Source organism: Vibrio sp. K4 (genome assembly GCF_051122595.1).
Lineage (GTDB): Bacteria > Pseudomonadota > Gammaproteobacteria > Enterobacterales > Vibrionaceae > Vibrio > Vibrio owensii.
On record NZ_CP178577.1, the window covers coordinates 1,846,815 to 1,873,402 of the forward strand.

The following is a 26,588-nucleotide window of genomic DNA, read 5'->3' on the forward strand; positions in this document are numbered from 1 at the left end:
AAAATTCTTTAACGACCTGACTTGGCCAGATAAGCTGACATTTCCTCTTCCGGTACCATGCCGCCACCGGTCGCCCAAACTAAGTGAGTCGCGTTGCTTAACTTCTCTTCAGTAAACTGCATTCTCTCTTGGTAATCCCTATCGTTAGAAACATGCACCGCACCAATCATGCCCGCTAGCGCTGATGGTTCTAAACGAATATCTTCCAGCTCACTTAACTCGCCTAGATGGTGATACATGCGCTCATCCGTCATGGTGTAGTAACCATCAAGCAGTCTCTCCATCGCTCGACCAACAAAGCCTGACGCACGACCTACCGCTAAACCGTCAGCTGCAGTGATATTGTCGATGCCAAGATCTTGAACCGCGATGTCATCATGTAAACCAGTGTGCACACCAAGCAGCATACACGGAGAATGTGTCGGCTCCGCGAAGAGACAATGCACATGGTCACCAAAAGCCATCTTCAAGCCGAACGCTACACCACCAGGACCTCCGCCCACCCCGCAAGGTAGGTAAACAAACAGAGGGTGCTCCGCATCAACGATGATACCCATATCATCAAACTGTTGCTTTAAGCGTTCACCTGCAACGGAATAACCTAAGAACAAGGTTTGAGAGTTTTCATCATCAATGAAGAAGCAAGTTGGATCTTTCTCCGCTTCTTTGCGCCCTTGTTCAACAGCAACACCGTAGTCTTGCTCGTATTCCACGACATTCACGCCGTGAGAACGCAGTTTGTTCTTCTTCCACTCTCGAGCATCTGCCGACATATGAACCGATACAGAGAAGCCAAGTTTTGCACTCATGATGCCAATAGACATGCCCAGATTTCCGGTTGAACCTACGGCAATGCTGTATTGCTGAAAGAACTGACGAAACTCTTCACTCGCCAATTTGCTGTAATCATCACTTTCACTCAGAAGCCCAGCTTCAATCGCCAACTTCTCTGCATGTGTCAACACTTCATAAATACCGCCACGCGCCTTGATAGAACCTGAAATAGGCAAATGGCTGTCTTTTTTAAGCATCAAACGCCCAAGAATTTGAGTATCGTATTGCGCTTCCAAACACGACTTCACCTTGTCGATGCCGACCACGTTTGATTCAATGATTCCATTAGAGGCCGCCGTTTCAGGGAAAGCTTTCATTAAGTATGGAGCAAAGCGTTTTAATCGCTCGCTCGCGTCTTTGATGTTGGCAGCATCTAAGCCAACGTACGGTAGACCTTCTTTAAGTGTGGTGATATTTGGGTTGAACCAAACCACCTCTTCCAAATCAATCAATCGCTTAACCAGAGGAAACTCGGTAGCAAGTGTGTGTGCATTGTAGGTTGTCATTGGTTCCTAGTTGCAAGTTACTGTCTTTAATCGTTATTTAACCAAACTCTCGCCAAAGATGACAAACGATCAAAAATCACTTTCACATGAACCAGATTAAAACAAAAACGTGATTAAGTTGGAATTTTGTGGACAAGAAGTCTTTTTAGCTCAACATACAACACACAAAAGCCCTATTATCCAATCAACAGCAGCAAATCATTCATTAGCCATGTACACCAACGACACCATTTTCGGTAAGCATCAGCGCATCAACAGCTTTCAGCTTTCTAAGTTACACACCTTTGAAGTAGCAGCGAGACACTGTTCTTTTTCCCTTGCTGCGGAAGAGCTTTCCATGACCCCTAGCGCCATCTCACATCGCATCAACAAACTGGAAGAAGAACTTGGCATCAAGCTGTTTGTACGGTCACATCGAAAGATAACCCTGACCGAAGAAGGCGAACGGATATATCTAGCCCTTAACCGAACGTTGAATGAGTTAAACCAAGAAGTAATGGAAGTGAAGTGTGGCGATGTCTCGGGCGAACTGACCATCTACTCCCGCCCTTCCTTTGCACAAAGCTGGTTGGTTCCCCGCATTTACTCGTTTAAACAGCAATTTCCGTCGATTGAGCTAAACATACTAACGGGTAATGAGAACGTGAATTTCCAAGGCTATGGCATTGATGCCGCCATTTACTTCGACGAGCAGATGCCAGAAAAACTGTGGCACCAAGAGCTGATGGAAGAAAGTATTGTTCCAGTTTGCACCAAAGAGTACGCAGAAAAACTGGGACTCATTGATGCCCCAGATAAACTTGTGAGCGCTACATTACTGCATGACAAACAAGCATGGGACTACAACTCGCATCATGATGAGTGGGCGCTTTGGGCTGGTGAAAATGGGCTCGACGACATCGAAGGGATCCCGAGTATCTCGTTTGATCGTTCCGATCTTGCGGTTACAGCGGCAATGCATAACGCCGGCGTTGCCATTGGCCGACTTTCCCTTGTCGAAAGCTTGTTGAAATCCGGCGCACTTATTACGCCTTTTTCTGCGAGAGCACTTCGCTGTAAACAGAAATACTATGTGGTCACCGCCAATGAAAAGCACTCGCGTAAGTTGGCACTTTTCATTGGTTGGTTAAATCAGCAAGCAGGGAACTGCTAAATGTTATGCCCACATCGCCGATGAGCCATGGTTTGAGCTGGGCTTAGAGAGTGTTGGGCATAAATCCGAGACCATACTTGGTCTGTGCAAGTAATAACCCTGCGCATAGCTCACATCCAAACTTTGCATGAAGTTCAGTTCATCGGATGTTTCAATCCCTTCGGCAACCAAATCAAATTTGTATTGGTGCTTCCAAGACGCCAAACGTTGCCAGAACTTCTCATATTGAATCCCTTGCCTTCTGAGTAAGCTTCGATCGAGCTTCACCACATCTGGCGATACATATCGAATGATGGATTCATTCTTATGATTGTCTCGACCAAAATCGTCCAGCGCAATTTTTACTCCCAAATTTTGGCATAGTTGTAAGTTGATCTTAAACATCAACTTATCGCACACCTCTGTTGGATACTGCGTTTGCTCGGTCAGTTCAAGCCATAACGTGCTTCCCATACGCTTACATGCGTTCAATAAGGGCAACACATCGGCAAAAAAAGACAGACTGGAAAGATAAGAAGGTGGAATATTTACCGAAATGAAGCCAATCGATTCAGGAAGCTCATCCAAACACGTTGAAAGCTTTTTGAATAATCGTTTAGTAAAAAAATTGGCGTACCCTTCTTCCTCGATACAACGGAAAGATTTTTCGATACATCTTGGCGTATTCCATCGCGTTAGCACTTCAGCACCAATTTTGTGGCCGTGCTGCAATCCATAGATTGGTTGAAAGATGGGATAGAAAGCGCCTTTACGAATATCCGCAAAGACCGTTTTACATTCATCCTCCCTCGTTGAATTTTTCATGGGTCTTACCGTTAACAATAGATCTCTAATATAAAGATTAAGGGAACGTAATACACAATAGTAGGCATCGAAAAATGGGTTTGCTTGAGCTTTGCTATGCGACTCCTATAATGACAGAGCAATCAATAACCTATTACAGAACAAAAAATGCGAGGAAATTGATGTTCGGGGAATACTTAAAACAACTCAGGGAAGAGATTGGACTGACACAAAAAGAACTCGCGACCAAACTGAACCTCGCGAGCACAGATTTCGCCTCGATTGACCCAGTAACTATTAGCCGCTGGGAAAGAGGAACGACGGCTCCAACGACGGTAAAAGCCATCAGGATCCTGAGAGTACTCACCACTGACTTAATGCCCTTTCTCATCACGCTGCCATCTGAATCAGGAAAAGGCATATTCGAAGAGATTGTTGAATATCGATTTAAGTCGCCTTGGGCAACATTAATGAGCAGCTCTTATGACACACAATCGAAATGCAATGCGATTACGGAAAGTCAGCTGTTAGAAAGCGATCAGGATGATTACCTAACTAGCCTAAAACACTTTTTTAATAGTTTGTCGCTCGATAACAAAGCGCTATTCGACATCGATTTGTACCAATATCAGCTCGATAACAAAATGGTCGCTCGCAAATACACGGATGAAGAAAGTAAAGAAATTCTGGGCCATAGTATCTCGTTTTTATTTGATGCTAACGAATTACATCAGTATTTCTCATCGCCATTTTATCCAGTGCCATTGCAGCAAGCTCGCCCTTATTCCACGAGCCGAGCCATGGCGGTTTGTACCATCTCTCGTTATTCATCAATAGAATCTGTATTTTGGCAAAACAGTGCATTTGGTGCGAAATACGTTGCCTCACATGCCAACATTCATGATATGTACTTTTATGCTGTTGACCACTGGTCAGTCAATTATATGAATAGCTTAGATGCAGAGAAAATTGCTTTTGATACACCCGATGAAAACGGCATTGTAAAAATTGGCAATCAATCTTTTAAACGCTGTTTATACCGAATTGATAGCGCTATCTGGTTATCCAGACCAGAGATCATTGAGCTTCTAAAACGCGAATAATTATTAATAAGTGTCACTTCTTTCTTATATAGATGAACAGGATATAACCAAATCCAGACATATTATTGACATGATTGAACGCGACACTGCCTAGCATAAAAATAGTTTCTACAATTAATGTAGGCACGTGTAAGAAACACGATTCAAGTTATTATGAGGGCAATGTATGTTCGGGGATTACCTGAAACAGCTTAGGATCGAGGGAAATCTTACGCAAAAGGAACTTGCGGTAAAACTTAACTTAGCAGACCCAGAGTTCGCCTCTATCGACTCTGTAACGGTCAGTCGTTGGGAGCGCAATACTACCGCACCGAATCCGGTTAAAGCGGTTAAAGTACTCAGAACCCTTACCAACGATCTAAGGCCCTACCTTCTCTCCATAGAGATTGATGAGGACAAGACTCAGATTAATCACTATCTGAAAGAGCGTTACCATTCTCCTAAAGATGTCTTGATGAATACTTCGTATCAATCAAACCAAGAGGTTGAAGCATGTAATGTGCTTGAGGCACCACTGTTTGAATCCAGAGGGGAAAAATACGAAGCGGGTTTGAAGAACTTCTTGAGTGGAATTGGCATTGAGCACGACACCTTGTTTGACGTCGACCTGTACCAATATCAGCAAGATCATAAGATTTACGGCAAGAAGTATCTCGATAAACTATCTGGACGATTGCTGGGGCATTCGTTGTCTTTCTTCTTCCATACCGACGATTTAGAAGACTATTATTGTTCGCCGTTTCTTAAGATCCCGATAAAAAAGACCAAAGCCTATTCAAGCAACAAAAAGATGGCAATCTGTACGTTAACCCATTTTTGCTCTGATGAGCCTACCTTTTGGATTGACCATCAAACCGGTATTGACTACCTCGCGACTCACGCGAATGTTCAAGACCTTTACTACTATGCCATCGATAAACTCACGGCAGACTATATGATTGGGATCGGCGCCGAAAAAGTGGCTTTCGACGCACCGAGCGAACAAGGCATCGTCAAAATCGGTGCAGAAAAGTACATGCGCTGTTTACTTAAACTCGACAGTGCGATTTGGCTGACACGCCCTGAGTTGCTCCTCCTTCTCAAAAGACAATATCCTCAATAATCAACTACCCTAGTGTAAGAAGCCAATTAGTTTTGGCTTCCTTTCCATAATAAAAACAAGGTAAGTGTATGTTTGGAGACTATTTAAAACAGTTGAGAAATCAGCTCAACTTGACGCAAAGGGAACTTGCCACAAAGCTCAACCTCGCAAACCCAGAGTTTGCCTCTATCGACTCTGTAACGATCAGTCGATGGGAAAGAAACACGACATCACCAAACGCGGTTAAAGCGATCCGAGTACTTCGTGAACTCGCATTGGACTTAAAGCCATTTTTGTTGTCCATTCCGTCTCCAGAAAATGGCACCATGCTTGATGACATCTTATACGACCGCTTTCACTCACAACGAGCAATGCTCCTAACATCGGGATACGAAGAACTAAAACCGAGTAAAGAAGTTGAGATCATTGAAGAGACGCTTTTCACTGAGCATGTTGATGCCGATCTGGCTCGCTTAAAAAACTTCTTTCTCAATTCAGACGCGCATTACCCAGGGATGTTCGATCTCGATTACGTGGCGATGCACAATGACGATAAGTTAATCGCCAAAGTCTACAAAGACAGCGAGACGAACAAAGTGCGTGGGCACTCGATTTCGTTCCTTTTCCGGATTGAAGATTTGGACGCTCATTTTCATAACCCAAGCCAAACCTTGCCGTTTAGCCAAGCTCGCGCTTACTCAGAAAACCGAGGCATGGCACTATGTTGCTTGAGCCGATATGCCGCCAGCGAACAAGTCTTTATGATGCTGCATCCTACGTTGGTGGATTACTTGGCAGGACGTTCCAATATCACCGAGTTGTACTATTATGCGTTCGATAATCAATTTACCGATTATTTAGTGAGCTTGGGGGCTGAGAAAGTCGCTTATGACACGCCGGACAAGGCGGGGTCAGTGACCATAGGCAAAACGTCTTACCGCAAATGCTTACTCAAAGTGGATACAGCCGTACTTCTTGCACAGCCTTCAATGATATATCTACTCCATCAACACCAAGCAAATACTGCAAAACGTTAAACGCTAAATAAGGCATTCCTGAAATATATTAAGCGCCGTAAATTCACTTACGGCGCCTATTAGTGCATTGGCACTAATCGATAAATAATAAATTCAGTGAAGAAAGGACCTTATATTTATATCTAATATACTCATATGAAATATGTTCTTTCCCGTGAACCTTTCTCATTTTTAAGATAACAGCAAAAAATGATTTACCGAACGTATAATTGTATAAATTTCATCAACCTACGTGACCAAGTACTAAAAAAGACTGTAATTACAAGGCTATTTTCATCTATTTTAGGACAGTATTGGCCATCACTAGGCATCTTCAATCGACTTAATAAGCACAATGCCTTCTCAATTTAATAACAAACACAATATGATTTGCATGATATTTATGATCAAACACAACATAAATATTAATGCATTTTCAACCTCCTATAAGCCAAGTCAATTTTAAAGGGTCGTAAGTAAATGGAATAACATTTCCAACAATTGACATATTTGGCAGAGGAATGTCATGCACATAACTTAAACGAAAAATAAGAATTAGCTATGGACATGTTTTAAACCTATGGGGGAAAGTAAAGTGTTCGGGAGTTATCTAAAAGCAATAAGAACCACATTAGGGTTAACTCAGGAGCAAGCATCGATAAGGTTAAATCTATTAGGTGGTGATTTAGCTAATATAGACTGTGTCACTTTCAGTCGATGGGAACGGGGCATTACTCAACCAAGCTTAAGCCGTCGAGTAAGAGTCCTACGAGCGTTTGAAAACAACTTGCTGCCTTATCTGTGCAGTTTGGGATTAGACTCATCTTTAAAGGATGAAGTTGAGCAATTTGAACTGTCGTTGAAGCAACGCTACCAGGACGCGATGTCGATCATCTCGGGGATTGATTACAATACTCCGTGTCCGGTAGAGCACAATAATATTGAAGAGGAAGAGCTCAGCCAAAGTAATGAACAAGAGTTCATTCACAGTTTGAACAACTTCCACAATCAATTGAAGTCGCTCAACATTAAGCACAACTTAGCTACTATCGATTTGGTGGAATACCAAAAGGATGGTCGCGCAATTGCTTACAAGTATCTTTCTCGAGGAGAGTTAGTAGGACATAACATTGGCATGTTTTTTACCGAGCCAACGTTAGAGAATGAAATTGATCGAGTAAAGAAGAACCGCTTACCGATCGATGTCATTGACCTAAGACTCACCAAACCGCTGAAAGATAAAGGGGTATATTCTTACTACGCCATCAGTCAACACTCGAAGAATGAACGTGTTTTCCGAAGGCAGTTACACACTGAATTTACCTTTTTGGCTCAAAATGCGCATATTCATCACTATTACGCGAGTGTCACACTCAAGAGTTCTGTCGATGTTATGCTCAAAATGGGCTTTAGTGTCGCCGCTTACGAAGGTGAAAACCCAGTTGGTGCGATTAAAGTCGGGTCTAAGCGTTACACCAGAGCGATCATGTATATTGAAACCAGTGAACTGTTCACGCAGCCCGAGTTTCTCTACTTGCTCACTTGTTGCGGCGTTTGCACTCACCGCCAGTGTGACACCTGTACGGAACACCCTGACTGCATTTGTTAATTAGCGACAAAGAACGAAAGTTTCGGCATTCAGCTGCCCCGCTCTGTGCTTGAACGATACTGTTCATCAAAAGGTCAATAACAGCAGACTCTCCCTCCTTACCTGTTGTGATTGGCCTTTTTATTATCCACGTCACCCGCATTTAGTTTTCGACCTTACATCACGCATACGGCCATCAACGAGTTCAACGGTAACGTATCCAGAGCGTATTACTAAGAAACTAGAGCTAGAAACTTTAGCTAGAAACTTGAACCAAAAACTGAACGCTCTGACTTATTGGTTTCCATTCTAAATCCTATTTGCTGCATTACGTAGGCAGATAACAGTTTAGCTTTTTATAATATGCTTAGGATTGATTAAGTTAGAGCATTTAATCCGTGCATATCCGCGTTGAGAACTCATTAGGTATCACTGCTCAATCGACAGCGTATCGTACAAAAAACAAACGCAACTCATTGAATATACCCATACTTAGCAATAGGGGTATGTATCAATTTGTAAATGCTATCTTATCAAGCTTCATAGTCGTTAAGATGAAACGTTAAAGTGCTATACGTTTATTCACAGGTGAAACGCATGAAAAAGATTCGCTACCCATTTGATTTGCACGGAACGCTCTCAATCCGATACAGGGACAAAGTAAATCCAATTTTTCTTGATACTGACGAGGAAAATCAGTCCATTATCGACATTGATGATTTTGCAGTAAGAGCGTTTAGCTACGACGCAGAAGATCGTCTACTAAAAATATCGTTGCAAAAGGCGGTGAACCTTACCGAGATCTCGGATTGCGGTTCGGTATTTACGGGTGTGGAGTTAGAGCAGAACAACATCAAATTGGATCTTGTGTACTGCCTCTACAATGCAGGCATTATTAGCTCTAGCATTTCTTACCCACTTGATGACGCTTCACCGATTGAATCTATCGCAGTCTCAAAGCCGCTAACCCTGCATTTAAAGTAGAGGTACATGATGTAAAGAGCCCCCAAAGCAACAGCTAGGGCTCAGATGCACAATGACTGCTAACATATTCAAATAAAAAGCCCTTGCTGCATGAACAGCAAGGGCTTTTTTATATTCAGGTGAGTAACGCTAGATCAATAGACTCGGCTCTCTATGCCCTACTCTGATAGCGGTTTACTTTTGGTAGAACGCACGTTTTTTCTCGTACATGGCCTCATCTGCGATGGAGAACAGATTTTCCAACGCCACTGACTCACTCGATGCGCCGCCAACTGAGAACTGAACTGGGTGACGGTTTTGCCCTGATAGCTCTATCCATTTGTCTTGCTGAGATGCTTCCAAAGCTGAAATCAGTTCATCTAATGCTTCGGCATTCATATCTTGTGCAATCACCGCAAACTCATCGCCACCAATCCGATACAGGGCGTGCTTACCTTGAAGTACTGTCTTAATCAGTTGAGTGGATTTAGCAATTAACAGATCACCACGATCGTGCCCGTAGGTATCATTCAACGTCTTCAATCCGTTAATATCGATGATAAGAATCGACATCCTATGCCAACGCCCCTGAGCAACAGACTGGCGCGCATACTCATAGTCTTCATCAAACGCTTTTCGGTTAAAGCTTTTGGATAATTTATCTCGACGAGCGAACTCTTCCAATTCAAGCCAAGAGTAGAGCTGCTTCTTGAATAGCTCTAGAAGGATGCCTTCCTCTTCGTTCATCGAATAAGTGCCGTAGTCGAAATAACCTAGCTCAGAACCCGTTGATGAGCGCATCGTTTTGACGCGTTCACAATCCGGTTTCTCAAAGCTAAAGCGCATATCTGAATCAGGGAATAGCTTGATCAAACCTGAATTGATCACTTCCGGTATGGCGTGATACCCCACTCCCGCGTGGCTGGTGGTGAAATTAATCAAGGTCATCAATTTAGCTTGGTGCGCTTCTTCTCGGGTCAAGTTCGCACGTAACTCTGCTGTTTGTTCATCAACGCGATGCTCTAGCTCTTGGTTAAAGTTTGCTAACTGTGCGTTGGTTTCTTGGACTTGTAGGTTTGCCTTTCGCAGCGCTTGGTTTCTGATCTCCAATTCATCCATGTGATTGGTCAATTGAAGCCACAACGAGTCGAGCAATCTCATCAATTGCCTAAACTCTTTAAACTGGAACTGCTTAGGTTGAAGATCCGGACGCTTGTTGTTTTTAAAGCTACGTACCACCCGCTCCATCTTCCTGATAGGTTGAGTCAACCAGCGGCTCGCGACGATCGCAAAGCACAGAGTCACAATGAGCGTCGCGATGATAATATTGAGCAGCTGTTGCTTCGAACGCATAAGGTCTTGGTTACGCACAGCGTCAGAAACAGTGTGCACCATAGTGACTTCAAGCGGCTCTACAAAGTTACTGTTGTTCACCTCTATCTCACTCACATGGCGAGAGTTATCCGTCTTTAGCTTGTTGATGTCACCATAGTGGAAGTTCACGCTCTCTTGTGCATAGAGAAAAGGTTGAGAGATACGAATCAAATCTTGGTACGAAACCAACACCACCAAATAACCTTGCGGCTCGTACTCTGATCCAGGCAACAGCGTATACGGCAAAAGCGGACTAACGAAGGCAATACCACTTTGTCCCCCATCTAAAACTAATCCTTCATCAAAGTAGGTGGTGTGGAACATTTTACCCTGTTTATAAACATCGTTAGCGGCGCGTATTTTGTTTAGCAGTTTGCTGGTTTCTAAGTGGTAAACGGAGCCATTGCTTTCGTACATTGGCTGCCAGTTTTTGTCGATGATGTAAGTAGTACTGACGTTAACGGCCAATTCTTCAAACGTTTCGATCATCTGCCAGATGATGCTTGAATACAGCACGTTATCCATGCCTTGAACCAACAAACGGTCTTTGGAGTACCAACGTGTTAAGTTCGCGACGAACGTCAGATCTTCCGTCACTGTTTTCTTGATACCTTGATTGGTATTAACAAGCTTGATCTCTTTCTCCACCAGCAGATCTTCTTGGTGTTTTTCGATCATACTAGTCCCGACCCAATAAGCAGGAAGCAAAGAGCCTAGCACCACAATCAAAGTTAGGATGTTACGTAAACTTATCATGATGACTTCCTACGTTTATGGATATGCTGAGAGTGTTTTTGGATGAAATCCACCACAAACTCTGCTGCGGATTCAGCAGGCATGCCTGCGCGGAAGCGTTTGTAGCCACGAATCAACGCTTCCCATGTCACCGCCATTTCGACAGTACTCGGCATAACATAAGCTGGGTTCAACTGAGTATAGAGATCGCTGTAGTAAGTGCTGTCTGCGTCATACCATTTACGATTGATTGAGCGGTTGGTCGAAATCAGATTCTGGTTGATGATAACGTCTTCGATGAACTCAGGTTTCTGTACAATCGTTGCTAAGGTTCGCATGGCTTGGCGTTTGTCTGGGTTTGCCATTGCTTCAGCATTAAACGCCAACACTTTGCCACCACTTAACGAATGCATGTGATGGTTGTTGTAAGTCGGCAAGCCGCTGATTTTCAGCTCTTTTGAAAAGTGTTGTTTAAGCTCCCCTAACGCCCAGTCACCATCAATTAAGTACGCCACTTCACCATCGATAAACTGCTGTCGTGCCTGATCTTGGCCGTATTCGCCTTTTAAAACGCCCACGACAGGAAGCTCACCATAGAACTTCAGCGCAGCAGCTAAAGCACCAACGTCAATGTCTGTGACCGGTTTCGAGCGATGGTCAGAAAACATTGGGACAAACGACATCAAAAAATACATATTCGGATATTGCATCGCGAGCGTCGTTCTTCCCTGCTCAGCCTCTTCAAGCAGCTCTTCCCACGTCGGTTCAAGATCTTTGGTTAGCTTTGTGTTCACGTACAACACAAGGTGATTGCCCAATCCAAGAGGCACACCATAAATGGCTCCGTCAACCGAGACCAGCTCTAGCGCTTTTGGCTCAATACTCTTTTCATCAATCCAGCTCGAAGGGATTTTAGCCAAATCGAAATAATCGTGTAGCCCTAGAAAATCTGAAGGCACCCAAATCACATCTGGTACCGTAATCCCTGTCTGTTTCGCTAATAACAGCTCTGAGCGAATGTTGTTTACGTCAAACTCACGAATCGCTAGCTTGTTGCCCGTCTCTGCCTCAAATCGCTCTTGGATCTCAGCAACGGTTGAGTACTCAATACCGCTCCACACTTGGATCTCTTGTGCATTTACAAAGGAAGATAAGCACAGCAGAAATGTCAGACAGAGGTTTCTCACTAGATTTCTCGAAAATTGATGATGTTACAAAGATAGCGAACAGCGGATGGTTGTTCAAAATCGCCATTTGGAAATGTGCGTGTGCTTCCATTAGAAAATAGCGATTCTGCAGAAAGTAAAAAGCGCCGCTAATGCGACGCTTTGAAAGATTGTATCACAGGTCGCGATTAAGCGTATTCTTGCTCGAACTCTCGCATAAAGTCGACAAGGGCCTGTACACCTTCTAGTGGCATTGCGTTGTAGATAGAAGCACGCATACCGCCAACCGCGCGGTGACCTTTTAGCGCTTTCAGACCTTTCGCGTCTGCTAATTCTAAGAACGTTCCGTCTAGCTCAGGCTTAGCAAGTTGGAATGGTACGTTCATTAGAGAACGGTTCGCAGAATGCACACCATTGCGGTAGAAGTCTGATTGGTCAATGTAATCATAAAGCAGCGCGGCTTTATCACGGTTTACTTGTTCAATCGCTTTTACGCCGCCTTGCGCTTTCAGCCACTTGAATACGAGGCCAGACAGGTACCAAGCAAACGTCGGCGGCGTGTTGAACATTGACTCTTTCTCTGCCAACACTTTGTAATCCAAAATGCTTGGTAGTACTTCTTTCGCTAGACCAAGCAGATCATCACGAACGATCGCAATAGCGATACCTGAAGGACCAATATTCTTCTGCGCACCCGCGTAAATCACGCCGTATTTCGAGACATCGATTTCACGAGAAAGAATGGTTGAAGACATATCAGCAACGATTGGTTTGTCCGTCACCGGCATATCGTTAATTTCAATACCGTCAATGGTTTCGTTTGGGCAGAAATGCACGTAAGCCGCGTCAGGAGAAATTTTCCATTCTGCCGCTGGCAATACAGCTGCTTTGCCGTCGATGACAGTCTTTGCGTTGAAGACGTCTGGTTCACAGTACTTTTTCGCTTCTGCTACTGCGCTTTCTGCCCAGTAACCGCCATCAATATAAGTCGCAGTTTCCGCATCGCCTAAAAGGTTAAGTGGAACAGCGGCAAATTGAGCACGAGCACCACCTTGGCAAAACAGTACTTTGTAGTTGTCTGGGATGTTCAGAAGATCACGAAGGTCTTGCTCTGCTTCTTCTGCAACCTTGATGAACTCTTTGCTTCGGTGACTGATTTCCATCACTGAAGTGCCAAGACCTTGCCAGTTGATTAGCTCCTTTTGTGCTTGCTGCATGACTGCTTTTGGCAGACCTGCTGGCCCTGCACTGAAGTTAAATACGTTGTCCGTATTTTGTTCCATGATGCTCATTGCTCCTGCTAAGTAAAGATTACGAAATTAATATCACGTTTTTGCAGGGATAAAAACAACAAAAGAGGTCTTACGACCTCTTTTTAAACTGAAAAAGCTAAAAACTTACTTTGTAAACTTCTCTATTGCATCAAGGCTGGCATAAGCAGTGCGATTAAAGGAAACTCTTGTCCGTTTTCGAACTTCAATTTCCCATCAGAAATTTGCGCTTTTAGTTCATAACCTTTGTCTTTTTTCTGGATAAGCTCCATCACCATCAGCTCATCCACACTTTCTTGAATGAATGGGTAAAGATCCACGAGTTCATCCGAGAAGTAGGTGTTTAGAGAACCATTTGTCGCCGTCATCAACTTCATTGGGTCTTGAGTGATGTGGTCAGTACCTTGAGGCACAGACAATTGCCATTCATTACGGAACTTACCTTCACCAAATGCCAAAGACAATTCATTCACAGATAGGTTGAAGCCTTTGCTAAACAACGTATCAATGTGTGGCAATAGTTTTTGAACTTCTTGCTCATCCAGCATTGGCGAGCTTTGGTAAATTGACATGATTTCATCAAAGGATTTGCTGTCTACATCGCCAATAGCAAAATCCAACTTAAAGTTATCAACGTCTGTGCCATCTGTTAAACGCATTTGCTTCGCATCCAGCACCAGTTTCGTGCTCAGCTTATCGCCCGCTTCGTTAAGCGAGGTATTGCCGCTGTAGCTTGCGTTCTCAATCAGGAACATAGGAGCAAGTTGCGCATCCACGATATCTAACTTTTGTAGTGAGAAAGACTGCTCACCAAGCCAGTAACCTTTTGCTTGCTTACCTTTGCCTTCACCTTTTAGCTCTGTTAGGTGAATCTCTTCGCCATTTTCAAAATCAATTTGTACCGAAGGAATCGACACTTGGTAGTTCAAATCACCCAGTACCGTTACATTACCTTTCACTTGAGCAGGGCTTGAAGAAAGGTGCATACCTTGAGCATCATTCTGGTAATTCCAGCTAGCAAGATCCAACGTAAAATCGGTGTTGCCGTTCAACTGGGTTTTGCTGTGCATCGTCAGTGGCAAGAAGTCAGCATCCACCAATTTAGAGTCAGCACTTAGGCTTGTTAAACCATGAGTCACGTCACTGGTTACATCAAATGCAGTCGGCAGACCATCGCGCTCAAGCTGCGCTTTGATTTCTGGGTCGACAACGGTGTAACGCGTCAGAACGACTGAAGACAGGTAACCGCGGTCATATTCCACGATTTCACCTTTGACCATTTCATCGTTCATGTTGGCGATGCCATCTTCAATGATAGTTTGACCAATCTGACCAACCGCTAGCGGCCAACATAGCGCAAGAGAAATAGCGCCACCAATGGCACCGATTTTTTTTAGATTTTCCATAACGTCACTTATTGAGTATTTGTGCTCAGTCTAACCCAAACCCAAAGCGGATAAAACATTGAGATATATCAGACTATTGATGGTTATTTTAGTTCATTAATCGAGAATAATACCCAGCTCCCACCCATTCTTACATTTAATTGATATGTTGTTAGTGCCAAGTTTTAACCGGAGCTCAAACCGCTGTGAACCGTTACGCTGTATTGTGCCTCGACAACAATCCAATCAGTGCCGAACAGTTTCGATTGGAGTTGTCAGCCTTCTCAAGTAAGTTTGATATTCTCTCTGTGGAATCGATAGAAGAAGCACAGAGCGCTCTCGAATATCTCGAAGAAAGAGAGCAAAAAGTGGCACTCGTTATTGCCAGTCATCACGCACATTTTAACGGCGTCGATTTCCTTATTGGCTTGGATCGCAAACCTCATACTGAACAAGCGCGCAAAATACTGATCAGCTGTTCTTCAGATATTGAAGCCATTTTAACCGCCGTCAACGAAGGCAGACTCGACCATTGCTTAACTAAGCCACTCCCTGACAAGGTTCTTTTCAATACAGCACAGAAAGAGCTCACCCAATTTATTCTGCGTTACGACAGAGAAGACTTACTCAGCTATAGTCAAATTCTCGACCAGCACAAGTTGCTTCGTGCGCACATCGAAAATCAGATGAGTAACTACCAAGCTGGTTTCCTAAACGACTATCACGCCCTTTCCGACGGAGAACTGGCAGAACAAGTCATCAGTGCTCTGCAACATTTCTTTGAACAAAATGACGATACCAAAGCTTGCCGTACCTACTCACCAGAACACTTGCTCACGGTAGAAGGCGAACCAAACAGCTTCTTGTGGTTTATTACCAGCGGTGAAGTGGCACTCTACAAACGCGACGAGCTTGGTATGCAGCGCGAAGTGGTTCGACATTCGAAAGGTAACATTGTTGGCGGCATGTCGTTTGTTACTGGAGAAAGTTCATTCTCGACAGCCTTAACGCTCACCAAAACCGAAGTGATCAAGCTGGATAGAAAAGTCTTTCGTAAAGTAATGCAGAGCGATTCAAATTTGCTGCCTTTGTTTACTAACTTGTTGTTGCGCCATTTCAACCGACGTTTGCAGCGCAGCATTAATACCAAGCTACAACTGCAAAAAACCTTAGAGTCATTAGAATCCGCCCACCAGCAATTAATCGAGCGTGAAAAGATGGCAATGCTTGGCCAGCTTGTCGCTGGGGTCGCTCATGAGCTGAACAACCCTATTGCGGCAATTTTGCGGGGTGTAGAAAACCTGACGCTAACGTTAGAGAATCTGCTTAAAGAGCTTCCTAGCCATGACATTCAAGAAAAAGGCGTTGCCTTATTGACCAAAGCCCAACGCGTCAAACCCGCTTCTACGGCCGAGCTACGGGAGCGAGTGAAACAACTAAGCACCGACCTACCCGACAGAGCGCTCGCTAAGAAAGTCGTTAATCTCGGACTCGAATCTGACCAAGCCTTGATAGCGCAGCTCAACCGTCAAAAAACCGAATCCTTGCACGCCTTGGGAACCCTAGAACAGTATCACCAAGTTGGTGCCTCTCTGCGCTCAATAAATGTATGCGCCGCTCGGATTGCTGACATGGTGAAAAGCTTGAAGGGCTACGCCCGCTCTGATGATGAGAGTTTGCATTATGCGGATCTGCATGAAGGCATAGAAGATACGTTGGTGATCTTTGAAAACAAACTCAAAATGCACAAGGTCACGACCGATTATGCTGAGCTACCAAACACCCTTTGTCAGCCAATTGCGCTACAACAAGTGTGGACCAATCTTATCTCCAACGCGATTGATGCTTTCCCAGACAAAGGGGAATTGGTGATTCAGTCGAGATTGATCGAGAAAGACAGTCAAACTTATGCCGTCATCTCATTCAAAGACAACGGATGCGGCATTCCAGAATCACAACAAAAAGCCATTTTTGAACTCAACTTTACAACGAAGAAAGAAGGTAATTTCGGTTTAGGAATCGGACTTTCTATCTGCCAACAAATCATGGCGGGCCATAAAGGCTGGATAGAAGTGGAATCTGAGCTCAACCATTTCACTTGCATGACCGTCTGGTTACCTATCACTCAAGAAGGAGATGAAGCATGACTAAATATCTGATTTTATGTGTGGATGATGAAAGAGAAGTCTTGGATAGTGTCCTTCAGGATTTGATGCCATTTGAAGATAACTTTGTGGTCGAAGGCGCGGAATCTGTTACGGAAGCGAAACAAGTGATTGAAGAAATGGCGGAAGATAGCATTCAGCTCGCCTTGATTCTGTGTGACCACATCATGCCGGAACAAACGGGCATCAGCTTCTTAATCGAGCTCAGTCAAAATGGTGACACTCAATCCGCTCGAAAAGTACTCCTTACCGGACAAGCAGGGCTTGAAGACACTGTTGAAGCAGTTAACCACGCCAGTCTTGATTACTACATTGCAAAACCTTGGAAAGGTGAAGAATTAAGAGAAGCAATTATCTCGCAACTGACTGCTTTTATGATAGAAAACGATGATAATCTCCTATCCTGGACTTCTATTTTAGACGCAGAAGCGATTCTTAACGCCATGGCAGATAGACGAGCAAGCTTCGGCGAATAATTCTTTGAACACAAAAACGCGCCACGTCACCTCAACATGGCGCGTTTTTTGCTGTTAACTTGGCACAATTGACTCATTTGACAAAACATCGACACTTTTTTGTTGGTCGTCGCCCTTGGTTTTTATTATGATGTCGAACAAATCAGATTACGGTTCAAGTGGTTACTTGGATCCATGGAACTATAAGACAAGGTTTATCGTTAGTTATGCGTAAAACACTATTAGCCGCTGCCCTTTTACTGGCATCTAGCCAAGCTCTAGCTGCGAACGACTACAACGCTCCAGCAACAATGAGCAACTTTAGCTACGACTACATGGAAGCTCGCATTGGTGCAAGCCCAGTAACATTCGGTGCTGGTTTCAGCAAATCAATCCACCCAAATGCACACGTAATTGCTCGCATCGATTCTGAATTCGATGGCGATTTCGATTCAGCAGCGGGTTTTGGCTTCCACTCTCCACTAAACAACTGGGCTGACCTAACAGGTGCAATGCTAATGCGTGTTGTACAACCATCAAACTCAAGCAGCACAGACGTTGGTATGGAACTGAACCTTGGTGTACGCCAATGGCTTGGTCCACAACTAGAAGTGGGTGGTAAAGCAGGCTACGTATCTATCGATAACGATGACGATTGGATTGGTTCTGTTTACGCTCGTTTCCACTCTACAGAGCTATTCTCTCTAGGTGCAGAAGCGCGCATTAACGACTTCTACGGTGACCAAGTGATGTTCACTACTCGCTTCAAGTTCTAATCAATCCCTTGATTGAACAGCCCTAGAAGCACAAATAAAAAAACCGAGGCATCTGCCTCGGTTTTTCTTTTCTGATAACTGATTTGTAGCAATGACTAACTCGAATGAAGTGGCTAAAAGCATCAACTTCCTTTTGTCGCTTTCAACACTCACCTTTTATGACTCGCTAACTTCATCCTAAACGAGTCAATCATCGTGAAACTAAAGCGCCTTACTCGCACATGGCTAGCAATTGCTTCTTGCGTGGCTCTTGGATTAGTTTCCAGTGGATACCATCGATCGCACCAGCAAATTTCCATAGAAGTTTCACATCAACGTCACTGCCGTAAGCAACTCGGACTTTGTTGAACACTTCTACCGGTCCAAGTTCTAAAAATGTGTCGACATCATCAATGCCGGCTTTCTTTACCATGCGTTCGAGCGTTAACTGCATATTTGGCAGATCGCGCAAACGTCTACTGGCGGAAGACTTTTGGTATTTGCGTTCCTTGATAGAACATTCAATTGATTTTTGTAACAGTTCGTCTAGCCCATCAAAGCTTGAATCAAACAGGTCTGTTACGTCGTAATAGTTTACGGTTGCCGTCGTTTGCTTTTTGACGTGCTTATATTTTTCGCAGTTTAGTTGAGTAAACTCATCATCCAACCCATTTCCGCCGCGTAAATAACAACAGTCGTTACTTACTAACGCGAACATTGCGTCATTGCTGAATAAACCAATACCACCAAACATTGAACGTTTTTGGTACTCACTAAAATTGCTTACATAGTTAAAAAAAGCTTGGTCTGTCATGTCCATTGACCTCTTTAATTGGAATAAATTACCCCGATTAGCGATGTCACCAGATTGAACAGCAGCTTATAGCGATTAAAAATTGTCGTTATGTTGGCGATATTTTTGTGAATTGCGCTCACCAACTGTCTTAATCATACTTAACGTTGAAAAATAAGTTAGGATCTATGTCACAGATGCCAAACTACAAATTCAACATACGTGATTAGTTTCACACTTACTTATCTTCATCCGATGTTTTTTTGACGCAGTAAGTGCCAAAAAATAAGCATCATGGTGATTAATACGGCAATTGCGAGAGCGAATTAGGTATTTAATTGATAACTAACATACTGTGAGGGTACACTGTACGAAAGCTCTCAAGCACAGCGTCATAATGGAACATTTATCATTTTTTTGGCTACCTAATAATAAAGATAAGCTCATAAAGGCACTCGAATCTGAGTTCGCTCAGCTGGTAGAACAATCGATTTCTACTGGCAAAATTTCCCTTCCTCCCATCCCAGATGTCGTCCTCAAGATCCAACAACTTTGCACTGAAGAACACACGACCATTGCAGATGTAGCAAATGCCTTACTGGAAGATCCAGGTTTGGCTGCAGTTGTTGTTCGCGTGGCAAACTCTGTCATCTTTAATCGTCGCAACATTACATGCAATGACCTAACGACGGCAGTTTCACGCCTTGGGATTCTGCGAGTGAGGGATATCGTCACTGCACAAGCGATTGAACAGTTGAAGCACTCTGTGAACCTAACTAAAGAGTGTAATAGCATCTTGGTGAAAAGTGCGGCGGTTTCACGTGAGCTTGGCGCAACCATGGTGTTAGTGGTTCAAGAGTTTCGTAAGCATGAGCCGGCGACCTATGGGCATCTGGAGCAAGAAAAGGCACTGCTGGTTGGCTTGTTAGCCGACATTGGCTTATTCTGCCTAATCAATGAATACCACCTCTATCTCGATCGCGGCAACTACCTTGATGCCGATATCGCGCTACAAATATTCCAAACCCGCTGTTCTGCTACGAGTAAATTAGTGCTAGAAAAATGGGGCTTTGATAATGATTTCCGTGAAGTCTCCTCGAATGAGAAGTTCGAATCTGCTCGCCCTGAAGTAAGCTATTTAGATATTGCTCGTATCGCAAACCATCTATTAATGTTCCGCAATCAAGATGAACGCATTGAAGATCACGAAGTAGAATTTAATTTAACAGGTGCAGAAGTCTTGTACGATCTCAGTAATATGAGTGATACTGACTTCCAAAGTGAAATTAAAGAAGTACTTAGCGCAAGCGGTCTTTAATCTTAACAGCTTCAAACCAAGCCACGATAATCGTCAGATAGTATTCTGATACGTTGATTCGTGGCTCTGTTGTTCTTTATCCAGAAAGGAATCATTGGGCTTTATGTTCTCAGGGATGCTATTTATCTTCGCCCCACTCGTGGTGGGTTATTTAATTCCAGTTTCTCGCGCGTCAGTATTGGAGAAGATCAATAAATCGACGTCGTACCTTATTTACGTCATTCTTTCCCTGATGGGCTTGAGTTTGGCTGCGCTGGATAATTTAGGTAGCAATCTACAAACCATCCTTCTATACGCGGGCACCTTCTTTGTGTGCTTGGGAGCCTGCAACCTACTCGCTTTACCTTTGGTCGATAAGCTACTTCCTTTGCAAACCGATCAGAATCAAAAGAAGCTCCCCCTTTCGTCAATGGCCTTAGAGTCAATCAAGCTTGTCGTTGTTGTGGGTGGTGGCCTAGTCGCTGGCTTGATTCTTCCTATTGGCTTGTCTTGGGTAGACACTGCAAGCGAGTGGATTTTATTCCTTTTGCTTTTCTTTATCGGCATTCAACTGCGTAATAGTGGTTTGACGCTCAGACAAATTCTACTCAACAAGCAAGGCATGGCGATTGCGACAGTGATCATTACAACGTGTATGCTTGGCGGCGTAATTGCTGCAATGATTTTGGATCTTCCTCTTTATCAAGCTTTGGCAATGTCTTCCGGTTTTGGTTGGTACTCACTGGCTGGCATTTTGATGGGTGACGCCTTTGGCCCTATCTTTGGCGGCGCTTCTTTCTTAATTGAGCTGATGCGTGAGTTGGTCGCTTTGATTGCCATCCCACTGCTTATTCGCAGTTATCCATCTACAGCAATTGGCTACGCTGGTGCGACAGCGATGGACTTTACGCTGCCTGTCATTCAAACCACTGGCGGTGTTCGATGTGTGCCTGTTGCCATTGTTAGTGGCTTTATCTTGAGCTTATTGGTGCCAGTTATGATGCTTTTCTTTGTGTCTCTTGCTAGCTAGATCTCAGGAATATTCATTAACATCCATTACAATACGGCAAAAATTCAAATACCCAAGTAACCTCAAAATGCTCAATTCGAAGAGAATTTTCTAGTTCACCGCTTTGTTATCGAGCCCTTTAATTTTTAACTCTTGGATCGGTAATCATTGACAGGCAAGGCATATGTCTATTGGGGTTACAAAGGGAATACAACCAAAAGGAATAATAATGAAACGCTTTGTCGTTGCGGCGCTCCTCGCTACAAGCTCAACTTTTACTTTTGCTGCTGATCAGCAATGTCTTGCAACTAAATACGATGGCTACATTGATGCTTCCCTACAGTGGTATCAAGACCTCGTAGACCTAACTGTGACTCAATACCCTGACTTAAACGAAGTTAGCCAATGGTTCTTAGAAGGCCGTAAACACCACTTCGAACTCAACCGTGAAGCAGTACATTATTTTCTAGAAAACGATCCAAGCCGAGTAGCAACAGAGCAACCGGTTGAGGCATGGTTGAAGCTAGAACAACATGATGTGAAGCAACTGGCGACACGCAGTGATGCCTTAGGGGAAGCGGCGAAGAAAACCTTCAGCGATCGTCAATCTGCAAACCATCCAAAGAACTACGACCTACGCTCTGCATTTGCTGACTTATTGAGCCACCCAAAACAGATCGATTCTGCGCTTAACAAGTATAATCAATCAATTGCTAAGATTGAGAAGCAGAAATGTGAATAAATCCCACCCTTGAATTTCATTTCAGCAATATGGGTTTCAATAATTAAAACGGGACTTTGCGCCCGTTTTGGTTTAGATTGTGCCGCTCGCATTACCAAAATAACTACAAAGATTCTTTGCTATGGTTAAGGAACAAAAAACCGCTGACGTTAGCTTCGAGAGCTTGTTAAAGATCTTCACTATCCCTGAAGGTCCAGATTCAACGTTGACTAAAATTGATGAAAGTCTTTCGCAGAACTTGAATCAATTTCTTCGTGAACACATCGTGGCAGAAGAAAAGCCTTTACGTGAAATTGAGAAAGACTTTTCTTCTGCTCAGATTCCTGAGCAACCTGAGTTCGTGTCAGACCATACCGAGCACCTGCTAGATACCTTGGTATCTCACTCGGTTCATACCTCTGCACCAAGCTTTATTGGCCACATGACTTCTGCCCTGCCGTATTTCTTAATGCCGTTGTCGAAGATCATGATTGCCTTGAACCAAAACTTGGTGAAAATCGAAACATCAAAAGCTTTCACACCGCTTGAGCGTCAAGTTCTTGGTATGTTGCATCGCCTTATCTATGGTCAGGACGATAAGTTCTACCGTAAATGGATGCACAGCGCGAAACACTCTCTTGGTGCATTTTGCTCCGGCGGAACCATCGCTAACATCACTGCGCTTTGGGTTGCTCGCAATAAAGCACTGAAGGCTGATGGCGCATTCAAAGGTGTAGAGAAAGAAGGCCTGTTCAAAGCCATGAAACATTATGGCTACGAAGGCTTAGCGATTTTGGTTTCTGAACGAGGTCACTACTCACTGAAGAAAGCGGCAGACGTTCTTGGTCTTGGTCAAGAGGGCCTAGTTGCCGTCAAAACAGACGCGAACAACCGCATCATTGTTGACGACCTAAAAGCAAAAATCGCCGAGCTCGAATCACAGAACATCAAACCTATCGCTGTGGTTGGTGTTGCTGGTACAACAGAGACTGGCAGTGTTGACCCACTACCTCAAATTGCAGAAGTATGTGCTGAGCACAACTGCCACTTCCACGTGGATGCAGCTTGGGGCGGCGCGACATTGATGTCGAACAACCATCGTCACCTACTTGGTGGTGTTGAACTCGCCGACTCTGTAACGATCGATGCTCACAAGCAGCTTTACATTCCGATGGGCGCTGGCATGGTTCTGTTTAAAGATCCAGATGCGATGAAGTCTATCGAGCATCATGCACAGTACATCTTGCGCAAAGGTTCTAAAGACTTAGGCAGTCATACGCTTGAGGGCTCTCGATCTGGTATGGCAATGTTGGTTTACGCAGCAATGCACATCATCAGTCGCCCAGGTTACGAACTACTGATCGACCAAAGTATCGAGAAAGCACGTTACTTCGCTGATCTGATTAACCAACAAGAAGACTTCGAATTGGTGTCTGAGCCTGAGCTTTGTTTGTTAACCTACCGATATCTGCCAACCAATATGCGCGCGGCGTTAGATAAAGCACAGGGCGTTCAGAAAGAAAAACTTAATGAGCTAATCAACCAGCTCACTCAGTTTATTCAGAAACGTCAGCGTGAAACGGGTAAGTCGTTTGTCTCTCGTACTCGACTGAATCCAGACCAATGGCAACGCATGAACACCATTGTATTCCGCGTCGTTCTTGCTAACCCATTAACCACCAATGATATCTTGAGCGCGGTTTTGAGTGAGCAAAGAGAAATTGCTCAGCAAGCACCGAGCTTGATGGCTAAGATTGAAGAAACTGTCGACGACATTCTCAATTCTTAGTCGCCAATGTGAGTTACATCAAAGTGAAAATTTCTTTCTTTTTGGTGTAACTCAGACATCATTATTGTGCCACTAGAGCAACAAACCAACGATCCCACCTTCAATTCTGTAGTTTTTACAACATTTTGTTTGAGGCTTGTCAAATTCTCACGAAATAGTAACGGTATTTGTTTTAGCCAGATAAAGGATCGGGTTTATACTGAATTTATGGCGCTGGTGGTTTTCGTTAACGCCCCTCTAGACAGAGAAGCCCCTTGGGTTTCCATACGTTAACAGAGCCAGCGAGTTGTTCTCTATACCCTCGTGAACACTATGAATACATTAGAAAAAATTCAAAAAAACCTGGAGAATTTCAGTAAGTCAGAGCGCAAAGTTGCAGAAGTAATTATGGCGTCTCCACAAACTGCAATTCATTCAAGCATTGCAACGTTAGCGAAAATGGCTGACGTGAGTGAGCCTACTGTTAACCGTTTCTGTCGTCGTCTGGATACTAAAGGTTTCCCAGATTTTAAACTTCACCTTGCGCAAAGCCTTGCCAATGGTACGCCTTACGTAAACCGTAATGTCGAAGAAGACGATGGTCCGGATGCTTACACGCACAAGATTTTCGAATCGACAATGGCGTGCTTAGACGTAGCGAAAAACAGTCTTGATTCGATGCAAGTTAACCGTGCGGTTGATCTTCTGACTCAAGCTAAGCGCATCTCATTCTTCGGTCTAGGTGCTTCTTCTGCTGTTGCACGTGACGCTCAAAACAAGTTTATTCGCTTCAATATTCCAATTACTTGTTTCGAAGATATCGTGATGCAACGCATGAGCTGCATCAACTGTAGTGACAATGACGTTATCGTTCTGATTTCTCATACTGGTCGCACTAAGAGCCAAGTTGAGATTGCAAATCTTGCTCGTGAAAACGGCGCGACGGTTATTGCCATCACAGCAAAAGACTCACCGCTAGAAAAAGCGAGTTCACTGGCTATCACGCTAGATGTACCTGAAGACACAGACGTATACATGCCAATGGCAAGTCGTGTGGTGCAAATGACGGTCATCGATGTGCTAGCAACAGGCTTCACGCTACGCCGTGGTACTGGTTTCCGTGAAAACTTGAAGCGAGTAAAAGACGCGCTGAAAGACAGCCGCTACGACAAGCTAAGTCAATACTAACGAATCGACTTAGTCTGTAATAAAAAATAGAAAGGGGAGCTAAATAGCTCCCCTTTTCGTATCTGGTCGATCGTATTTCTACTGATTCACATCCGAAAGATCCGAGCGTGACTCCAACACCTCTACTGAGCTGACATGTTGACTGCCTTCACTCTCGCTCATGCAGGCGTCACTGCAATCACAAACTTGGCGAAGAATGTACACCAAACGATCTTGCGTAAGCGGTAATGGATTACCTTTGATGGCAACTGACTTTAGTGCATCATCGGCGACCTGCTCAAACGACGTCTGGCACACACCAAATTTACCAAGCTGAGGCAACTCAAGCTTATCCAGCACCATTCTCACCCAAAGTACGCCATCATGTTCGTTGGCATTGGTTCTTTCCGTGACGAGTTGTGCCAATCGCTTGTAACGGCTTATCACATCACTGCGCCCTGCTCTTTTTGCGGCATTGATGTTTTCTTGCATAACATGAGGAGCCAAACGCGCAGTAATAACACTATGTGGGGCATCGAGCTTGCCACCTAGTGCAGAGGCTAATCCGTGTGCCGCACCAAGTTTAGCGTTGGTGATGGCCATCCCACCTAAAAGTGCCGCAAAAGAAAGGTCTGCTCTGGCCTTATGATTATCCTGTTTACAGCCCGCAATGACCGAACGACTTAATCGACGTAGTCCTTCTTCACACACCATATCGGTGAGAGGGTTTGGATCACCACATACGTATGCTTCCATCAAATGCGTGAAGGCATCCATTGCTCCGCGACCAGAGGTATATTGGTCAGTGCCATAGGTTAACGTTGGATCGACTATCGCCACATCAGCAAGCATTTCCGGACTTCTTAAACTGACCTTCACTTGGTCTTGCCCGGATTTAAGTACGGCGTTTCTGGTTACCTCAGAGCCGGTGCTTGCCGTAGTAGGAATCGCAATAAAATGAATCGGTTTGGTTTTTAAAGGTACGTTTCGCCCAACCACTTCGACGTAATCATAGACATCACCTTGGTTGGGAATGATCGCGGCAAGTGCTTTGCCCATATCAATGACACTGCCCCCGCCAATCGCAATGACCATGTCTGGTTGAAACTTGCGCCCAAGCACGGCAGTTTCTTCCACCATAGTGATATTGGGTTCGCCATTGATGGCGACGTGTTGATAGCGCATGTTCTGCGCTTTTAGATAATTAATGATAGGTGTGGCTCGTTGCGTGTCTTTACCAGTGACCAGTAAAACGCTATAGCCAAATTGATTGATTACAGACAGCGAAGATTGGAGCGCTCCCTCGCCGAAGATAATCCGTGTCGCAGTCATAAACTGAAACATACACTTCCTCCCCAAACAACAACTCACACTAGAGTGCTATGCTTTCAGCAAAAAAAAGTTGACCGAGTGCACCTTGCCGCCATTAACCCTTCAAAAAGTGTGTTTTTATGCGTCACTTCACATACTTAACTGCAGCGATTTTGCGGTTAAGAATCA

Annotated in this window: 22 protein-coding genes; 14 read left to right on the forward strand and 8 right to left on the reverse strand. The window is 44.1% G+C overall.

What is annotated here, in order from left to right; translation table 11 throughout:
- Positions 1-8: 8 nt before the first annotated feature.
- On the reverse strand, positions 9-1,340 hold the full coding sequence (locus ACLIIY_RS08325; RefSeq protein ID WP_434528513.1) for a D-serine ammonia-lyase: 1,332 nt from the start codon (positions 1,338-1,340) through the stop codon (positions 9-11).
- A 211-nt stretch (positions 1,341-1,551) separates the two neighbouring features.
- Between ACLIIY_RS08325 and dsdC the strand changes: the two genes are divergently transcribed.
- On the forward strand, positions 1,552-2,493 hold the full coding sequence (dsdC, locus tag ACLIIY_RS08330) for a DNA-binding transcriptional regulator DsdC (protein WP_122067727.1): 942 nt from the start codon (positions 1,552-1,554) through the stop codon (positions 2,491-2,493).
- 3 nt (positions 2,494-2,496) lie between these two features.
- On the opposite strand, the gene ACLIIY_RS08335 is transcribed toward dsdC, so the two are convergent.
- Complete coding sequence (locus tag ACLIIY_RS08335) at positions 2,497-3,297, reverse strand: EAL domain-containing protein (RefSeq protein WP_132697556.1); 801 nt, start codon at positions 3,295-3,297, stop codon at positions 2,497-2,499.
- Positions 3,298-3,371: 74 nt separating this feature from the next.
- On the opposite strand from ACLIIY_RS08335, the gene ACLIIY_RS08340 reads away from it, so the two are divergent.
- The 5 genes from ACLIIY_RS08340 (at position 3,372) to ACLIIY_RS08360 (ending at position 9,048) form a co-directional block, all read left to right on the forward strand.
- Complete coding sequence (locus ACLIIY_RS08340) at positions 3,372-4,379, forward strand: helix-turn-helix domain-containing protein (RefSeq protein ID WP_434528514.1); 1,008 nt, start codon at positions 3,372-3,374, stop codon at positions 4,377-4,379.
- Between the two features lie 166 nt (positions 4,380-4,545).
- A complete protein-coding gene (locus tag ACLIIY_RS08345; RefSeq protein ID WP_270050636.1) occupies positions 4,546-5,481 on the forward strand; it encodes a helix-turn-helix domain-containing protein in 936 nt (311 codons plus the stop codon).
- A gap of 68 nt (positions 5,482-5,549) precedes the next feature.
- Positions 5,550-6,497, forward strand: coding sequence for a helix-turn-helix domain-containing protein (locus ACLIIY_RS08350; protein WP_020194885.1), 948 nt, complete (start codon positions 5,550-5,552; stop codon positions 6,495-6,497).
- A gap of 574 nt (positions 6,498-7,071) precedes the next feature.
- Positions 7,072-8,085, forward strand: a complete 1,014-nt coding sequence (locus ACLIIY_RS08355; RefSeq protein WP_027726588.1) for a helix-turn-helix domain-containing protein — start codon at positions 7,072-7,074, stop codon at positions 8,083-8,085.
- Positions 8,086-8,661: 576 nt separating this feature from the next.
- A complete protein-coding gene (locus ACLIIY_RS08360) occupies positions 8,662-9,048 on the forward strand; it encodes a hypothetical protein (RefSeq protein ID WP_009705841.1) in 387 nt (128 codons plus the stop codon).
- 174 nt (positions 9,049-9,222) lie between these two features.
- Here the strand turns inward: ACLIIY_RS08360 and ACLIIY_RS08365 are convergent, their stop codons facing one another.
- From ACLIIY_RS08365 to ACLIIY_RS08380, 4 genes are all read right to left on the reverse strand, one after another.
- Positions 9,223-11,157, reverse strand: coding sequence for a diguanylate cyclase domain-containing protein (locus tag ACLIIY_RS08365; protein WP_434528515.1), 1,935 nt, complete (start codon positions 11,155-11,157; stop codon positions 9,223-9,225).
- Entirely contained in the window at positions 11,154-12,257 is a 1,104-nt protein-coding gene (locus ACLIIY_RS08370; protein ID WP_009705839.1) for a sugar ABC transporter substrate-binding protein, read from the reverse strand. Before ACLIIY_RS08370 ends, ACLIIY_RS08365 begins: the two co-directional genes overlap by 4 nt.
- Before the next feature lie 233 nt (positions 12,258-12,490).
- Entirely contained in the window at positions 12,491-13,585 is a 1,095-nt protein-coding gene (gene serC, locus ACLIIY_RS08375; RefSeq protein WP_033006684.1) for a 3-phosphoserine/phosphohydroxythreonine transaminase, read from the reverse strand.
- Positions 13,586-13,716: 131 nt separating this feature from the next.
- Complete coding sequence (locus tag ACLIIY_RS08380; RefSeq protein ID WP_020194890.1) at positions 13,717-14,979, reverse strand: DUF945 family protein; 1,263 nt, start codon at positions 14,977-14,979, stop codon at positions 13,717-13,719.
- 185 nt (positions 14,980-15,164) lie between these two features.
- Between ACLIIY_RS08380 and ACLIIY_RS08385 the strand changes: the two genes are divergently transcribed.
- From ACLIIY_RS08385 to ACLIIY_RS08395, 3 genes are all read left to right on the forward strand, one after another.
- On the forward strand, positions 15,165-17,105 hold the full coding sequence (locus tag ACLIIY_RS08385) for an ATP-binding protein (RefSeq protein ID WP_434528516.1): 1,941 nt from the start codon (positions 15,165-15,167) through the stop codon (positions 17,103-17,105).
- Positions 17,102-17,599: a response regulator gene (locus ACLIIY_RS08390; protein WP_434528517.1), complete on the forward strand. Its 498-nt coding sequence runs from the start codon at positions 17,102-17,104 to the stop codon at positions 17,597-17,599. Before ACLIIY_RS08385 ends, ACLIIY_RS08390 begins: the two co-directional genes overlap by 4 nt.
- Before the next feature lie 206 nt (positions 17,600-17,805).
- On the forward strand, positions 17,806-18,354 hold the full coding sequence (locus ACLIIY_RS08395) for a hypothetical protein (RefSeq protein WP_005442235.1): 549 nt from the start codon (positions 17,806-17,808) through the stop codon (positions 18,352-18,354).
- 211 nt (positions 18,355-18,565) lie between these two features.
- Here ACLIIY_RS08395 and ACLIIY_RS08400 read toward each other — a convergent pair whose 3' ends face one another.
- Positions 18,566-19,153: a TfoX/Sxy family DNA transformation protein gene (locus tag ACLIIY_RS08400; RefSeq protein WP_009705834.1), complete on the reverse strand. Its 588-nt coding sequence runs from the start codon at positions 19,151-19,153 to the stop codon at positions 18,566-18,568.
- Positions 19,154-19,523: 370 nt separating this feature from the next.
- Here ACLIIY_RS08400 and ACLIIY_RS08405 point away from each other — a divergent pair, with 370 nt between their 5' ends.
- The 5 genes from ACLIIY_RS08405 to ACLIIY_RS08425 all read left to right on the forward strand — a co-directional run bounded on the left by ACLIIY_RS08405 (position 19,524) and on the right by ACLIIY_RS08425 (position 25,109).
- Positions 19,524-20,444, forward strand: a complete 921-nt coding sequence (locus tag ACLIIY_RS08405; protein WP_009705833.1) for an HDOD domain-containing protein — start codon at positions 19,524-19,526, stop codon at positions 20,442-20,444.
- A gap of 103 nt (positions 20,445-20,547) precedes the next feature.
- Entirely contained in the window at positions 20,548-21,453 is a 906-nt protein-coding gene (locus ACLIIY_RS08410; protein WP_045413660.1) for a lysine exporter LysO family protein, read from the forward strand.
- Positions 21,454-21,661: 208 nt separating this feature from the next.
- Entirely contained in the window at positions 21,662-22,174 is a 513-nt protein-coding gene (locus tag ACLIIY_RS08415) for a hypothetical protein (protein ID WP_005442243.1), read from the forward strand.
- Between the two features lie 121 nt (positions 22,175-22,295).
- On the forward strand, positions 22,296-23,942 hold the full coding sequence (gene panP / locus ACLIIY_RS08420) for a pyridoxal-dependent aspartate 1-decarboxylase PanP (RefSeq protein WP_009705831.1): 1,647 nt from the start codon (positions 22,296-22,298) through the stop codon (positions 23,940-23,942).
- Positions 23,943-24,254: 312 nt separating this feature from the next.
- Positions 24,255-25,109, forward strand: coding sequence for a MurR/RpiR family transcriptional regulator (locus tag ACLIIY_RS08425; RefSeq protein WP_005442248.1), 855 nt, complete (start codon positions 24,255-24,257; stop codon positions 25,107-25,109).
- Positions 25,110-25,187: 78 nt separating this feature from the next.
- Here the strand turns inward: ACLIIY_RS08425 and ACLIIY_RS08430 are convergent, their stop codons facing one another.
- A complete protein-coding gene (locus tag ACLIIY_RS08430) occupies positions 25,188-26,432 on the reverse strand; it encodes an iron-containing alcohol dehydrogenase (protein ID WP_045478596.1) in 1,245 nt (414 codons plus the stop codon).
- Between the last annotated feature and the right edge of the window lie 156 nt (positions 26,433-26,588).

Excerpts from the sequence above, each read along its gene's own strand:
- ACLIIY_RS08390 (WP_434528517.1), top strand. The coding sequence starts at position 17,102 with ATGACTAAATATCTGATTTTATGTGTGGATGATGAAAGAGAAGTCTTG.
- ACLIIY_RS08415 (WP_005442243.1), top strand. The coding sequence starts at position 21,662 with ATGAAACGCTTTGTCGTTGCGGCGCTCCTCGCTACAAGCTCAACTTTT.
- ACLIIY_RS08405 (WP_009705833.1), top strand. The coding sequence starts at position 19,524 with ATGGAACATTTATCATTTTTTTGGCTACCTAATAATAAAGATAAGCTC.
- ACLIIY_RS08380 (WP_020194890.1), bottom strand. The coding sequence starts at position 14,979 with ATGGAAAATCTAAAAAAAATCGGTGCCATTGGTGGCGCTATTTCTCTT.
- ACLIIY_RS08410 (WP_045413660.1), top strand. The coding sequence starts at position 20,548 with ATGTTCTCAGGGATGCTATTTATCTTCGCCCCACTCGTGGTGGGTTAT.
- ACLIIY_RS08430 (WP_045478596.1), bottom strand. The coding sequence starts at position 26,432 with ATGTTTCAGTTTATGACTGCGACACGGATTATCTTCGGCGAGGGAGCG.
- ACLIIY_RS08425 (WP_005442248.1), top strand. The coding sequence starts at position 24,255 with ATGAATACATTAGAAAAAATTCAAAAAAACCTGGAGAATTTCAGTAAG.
- ACLIIY_RS08360 (WP_009705841.1), top strand. The coding sequence starts at position 8,662 with ATGAAAAAGATTCGCTACCCATTTGATTTGCACGGAACGCTCTCAATC.
- serC (WP_033006684.1), bottom strand. The coding sequence starts at position 13,585 with ATGGAACAAAATACGGACAACGTATTTAACTTCAGTGCAGGGCCAGCA.
- ACLIIY_RS08340 (WP_434528514.1), top strand. The coding sequence starts at position 3,372 with ATGGGTTTGCTTGAGCTTTGCTATGCGACTCCTATAATGACAGAGCAA.
- ACLIIY_RS08395 (WP_005442235.1), top strand. The coding sequence starts at position 17,806 with ATGCGTAAAACACTATTAGCCGCTGCCCTTTTACTGGCATCTAGCCAA.
- ACLIIY_RS08400 (WP_009705834.1), bottom strand. The coding sequence starts at position 19,153 with ATGGACATGACAGACCAAGCTTTTTTTAACTATGTAAGCAATTTTAGT.
- ACLIIY_RS08345 (WP_270050636.1), top strand. The coding sequence starts at position 4,546 with ATGTTCGGGGATTACCTGAAACAGCTTAGGATCGAGGGAAATCTTACG.
- ACLIIY_RS08365 (WP_434528515.1), bottom strand. The coding sequence starts at position 11,157 with ATGATAAGTTTACGTAACATCCTAACTTTGATTGTGGTGCTAGGCTCT.
- panP (WP_009705831.1), top strand. The coding sequence starts at position 22,296 with ATGGTTAAGGAACAAAAAACCGCTGACGTTAGCTTCGAGAGCTTGTTA.
- ACLIIY_RS08325 (WP_434528513.1), bottom strand. The coding sequence starts at position 1,340 with ATGACAACCTACAATGCACACACACTTGCTACCGAGTTTCCTCTGGTT.
- ACLIIY_RS08335 (WP_132697556.1), bottom strand. The coding sequence starts at position 3,297 with ATGAAAAATTCAACGAGGGAGGATGAATGTAAAACGGTCTTTGCGGAT.
- ACLIIY_RS08350 (WP_020194885.1), top strand. The coding sequence starts at position 5,550 with ATGTTTGGAGACTATTTAAAACAGTTGAGAAATCAGCTCAACTTGACG.
- dsdC (WP_122067727.1), top strand. The coding sequence starts at position 1,552 with ATGTACACCAACGACACCATTTTCGGTAAGCATCAGCGCATCAACAGC.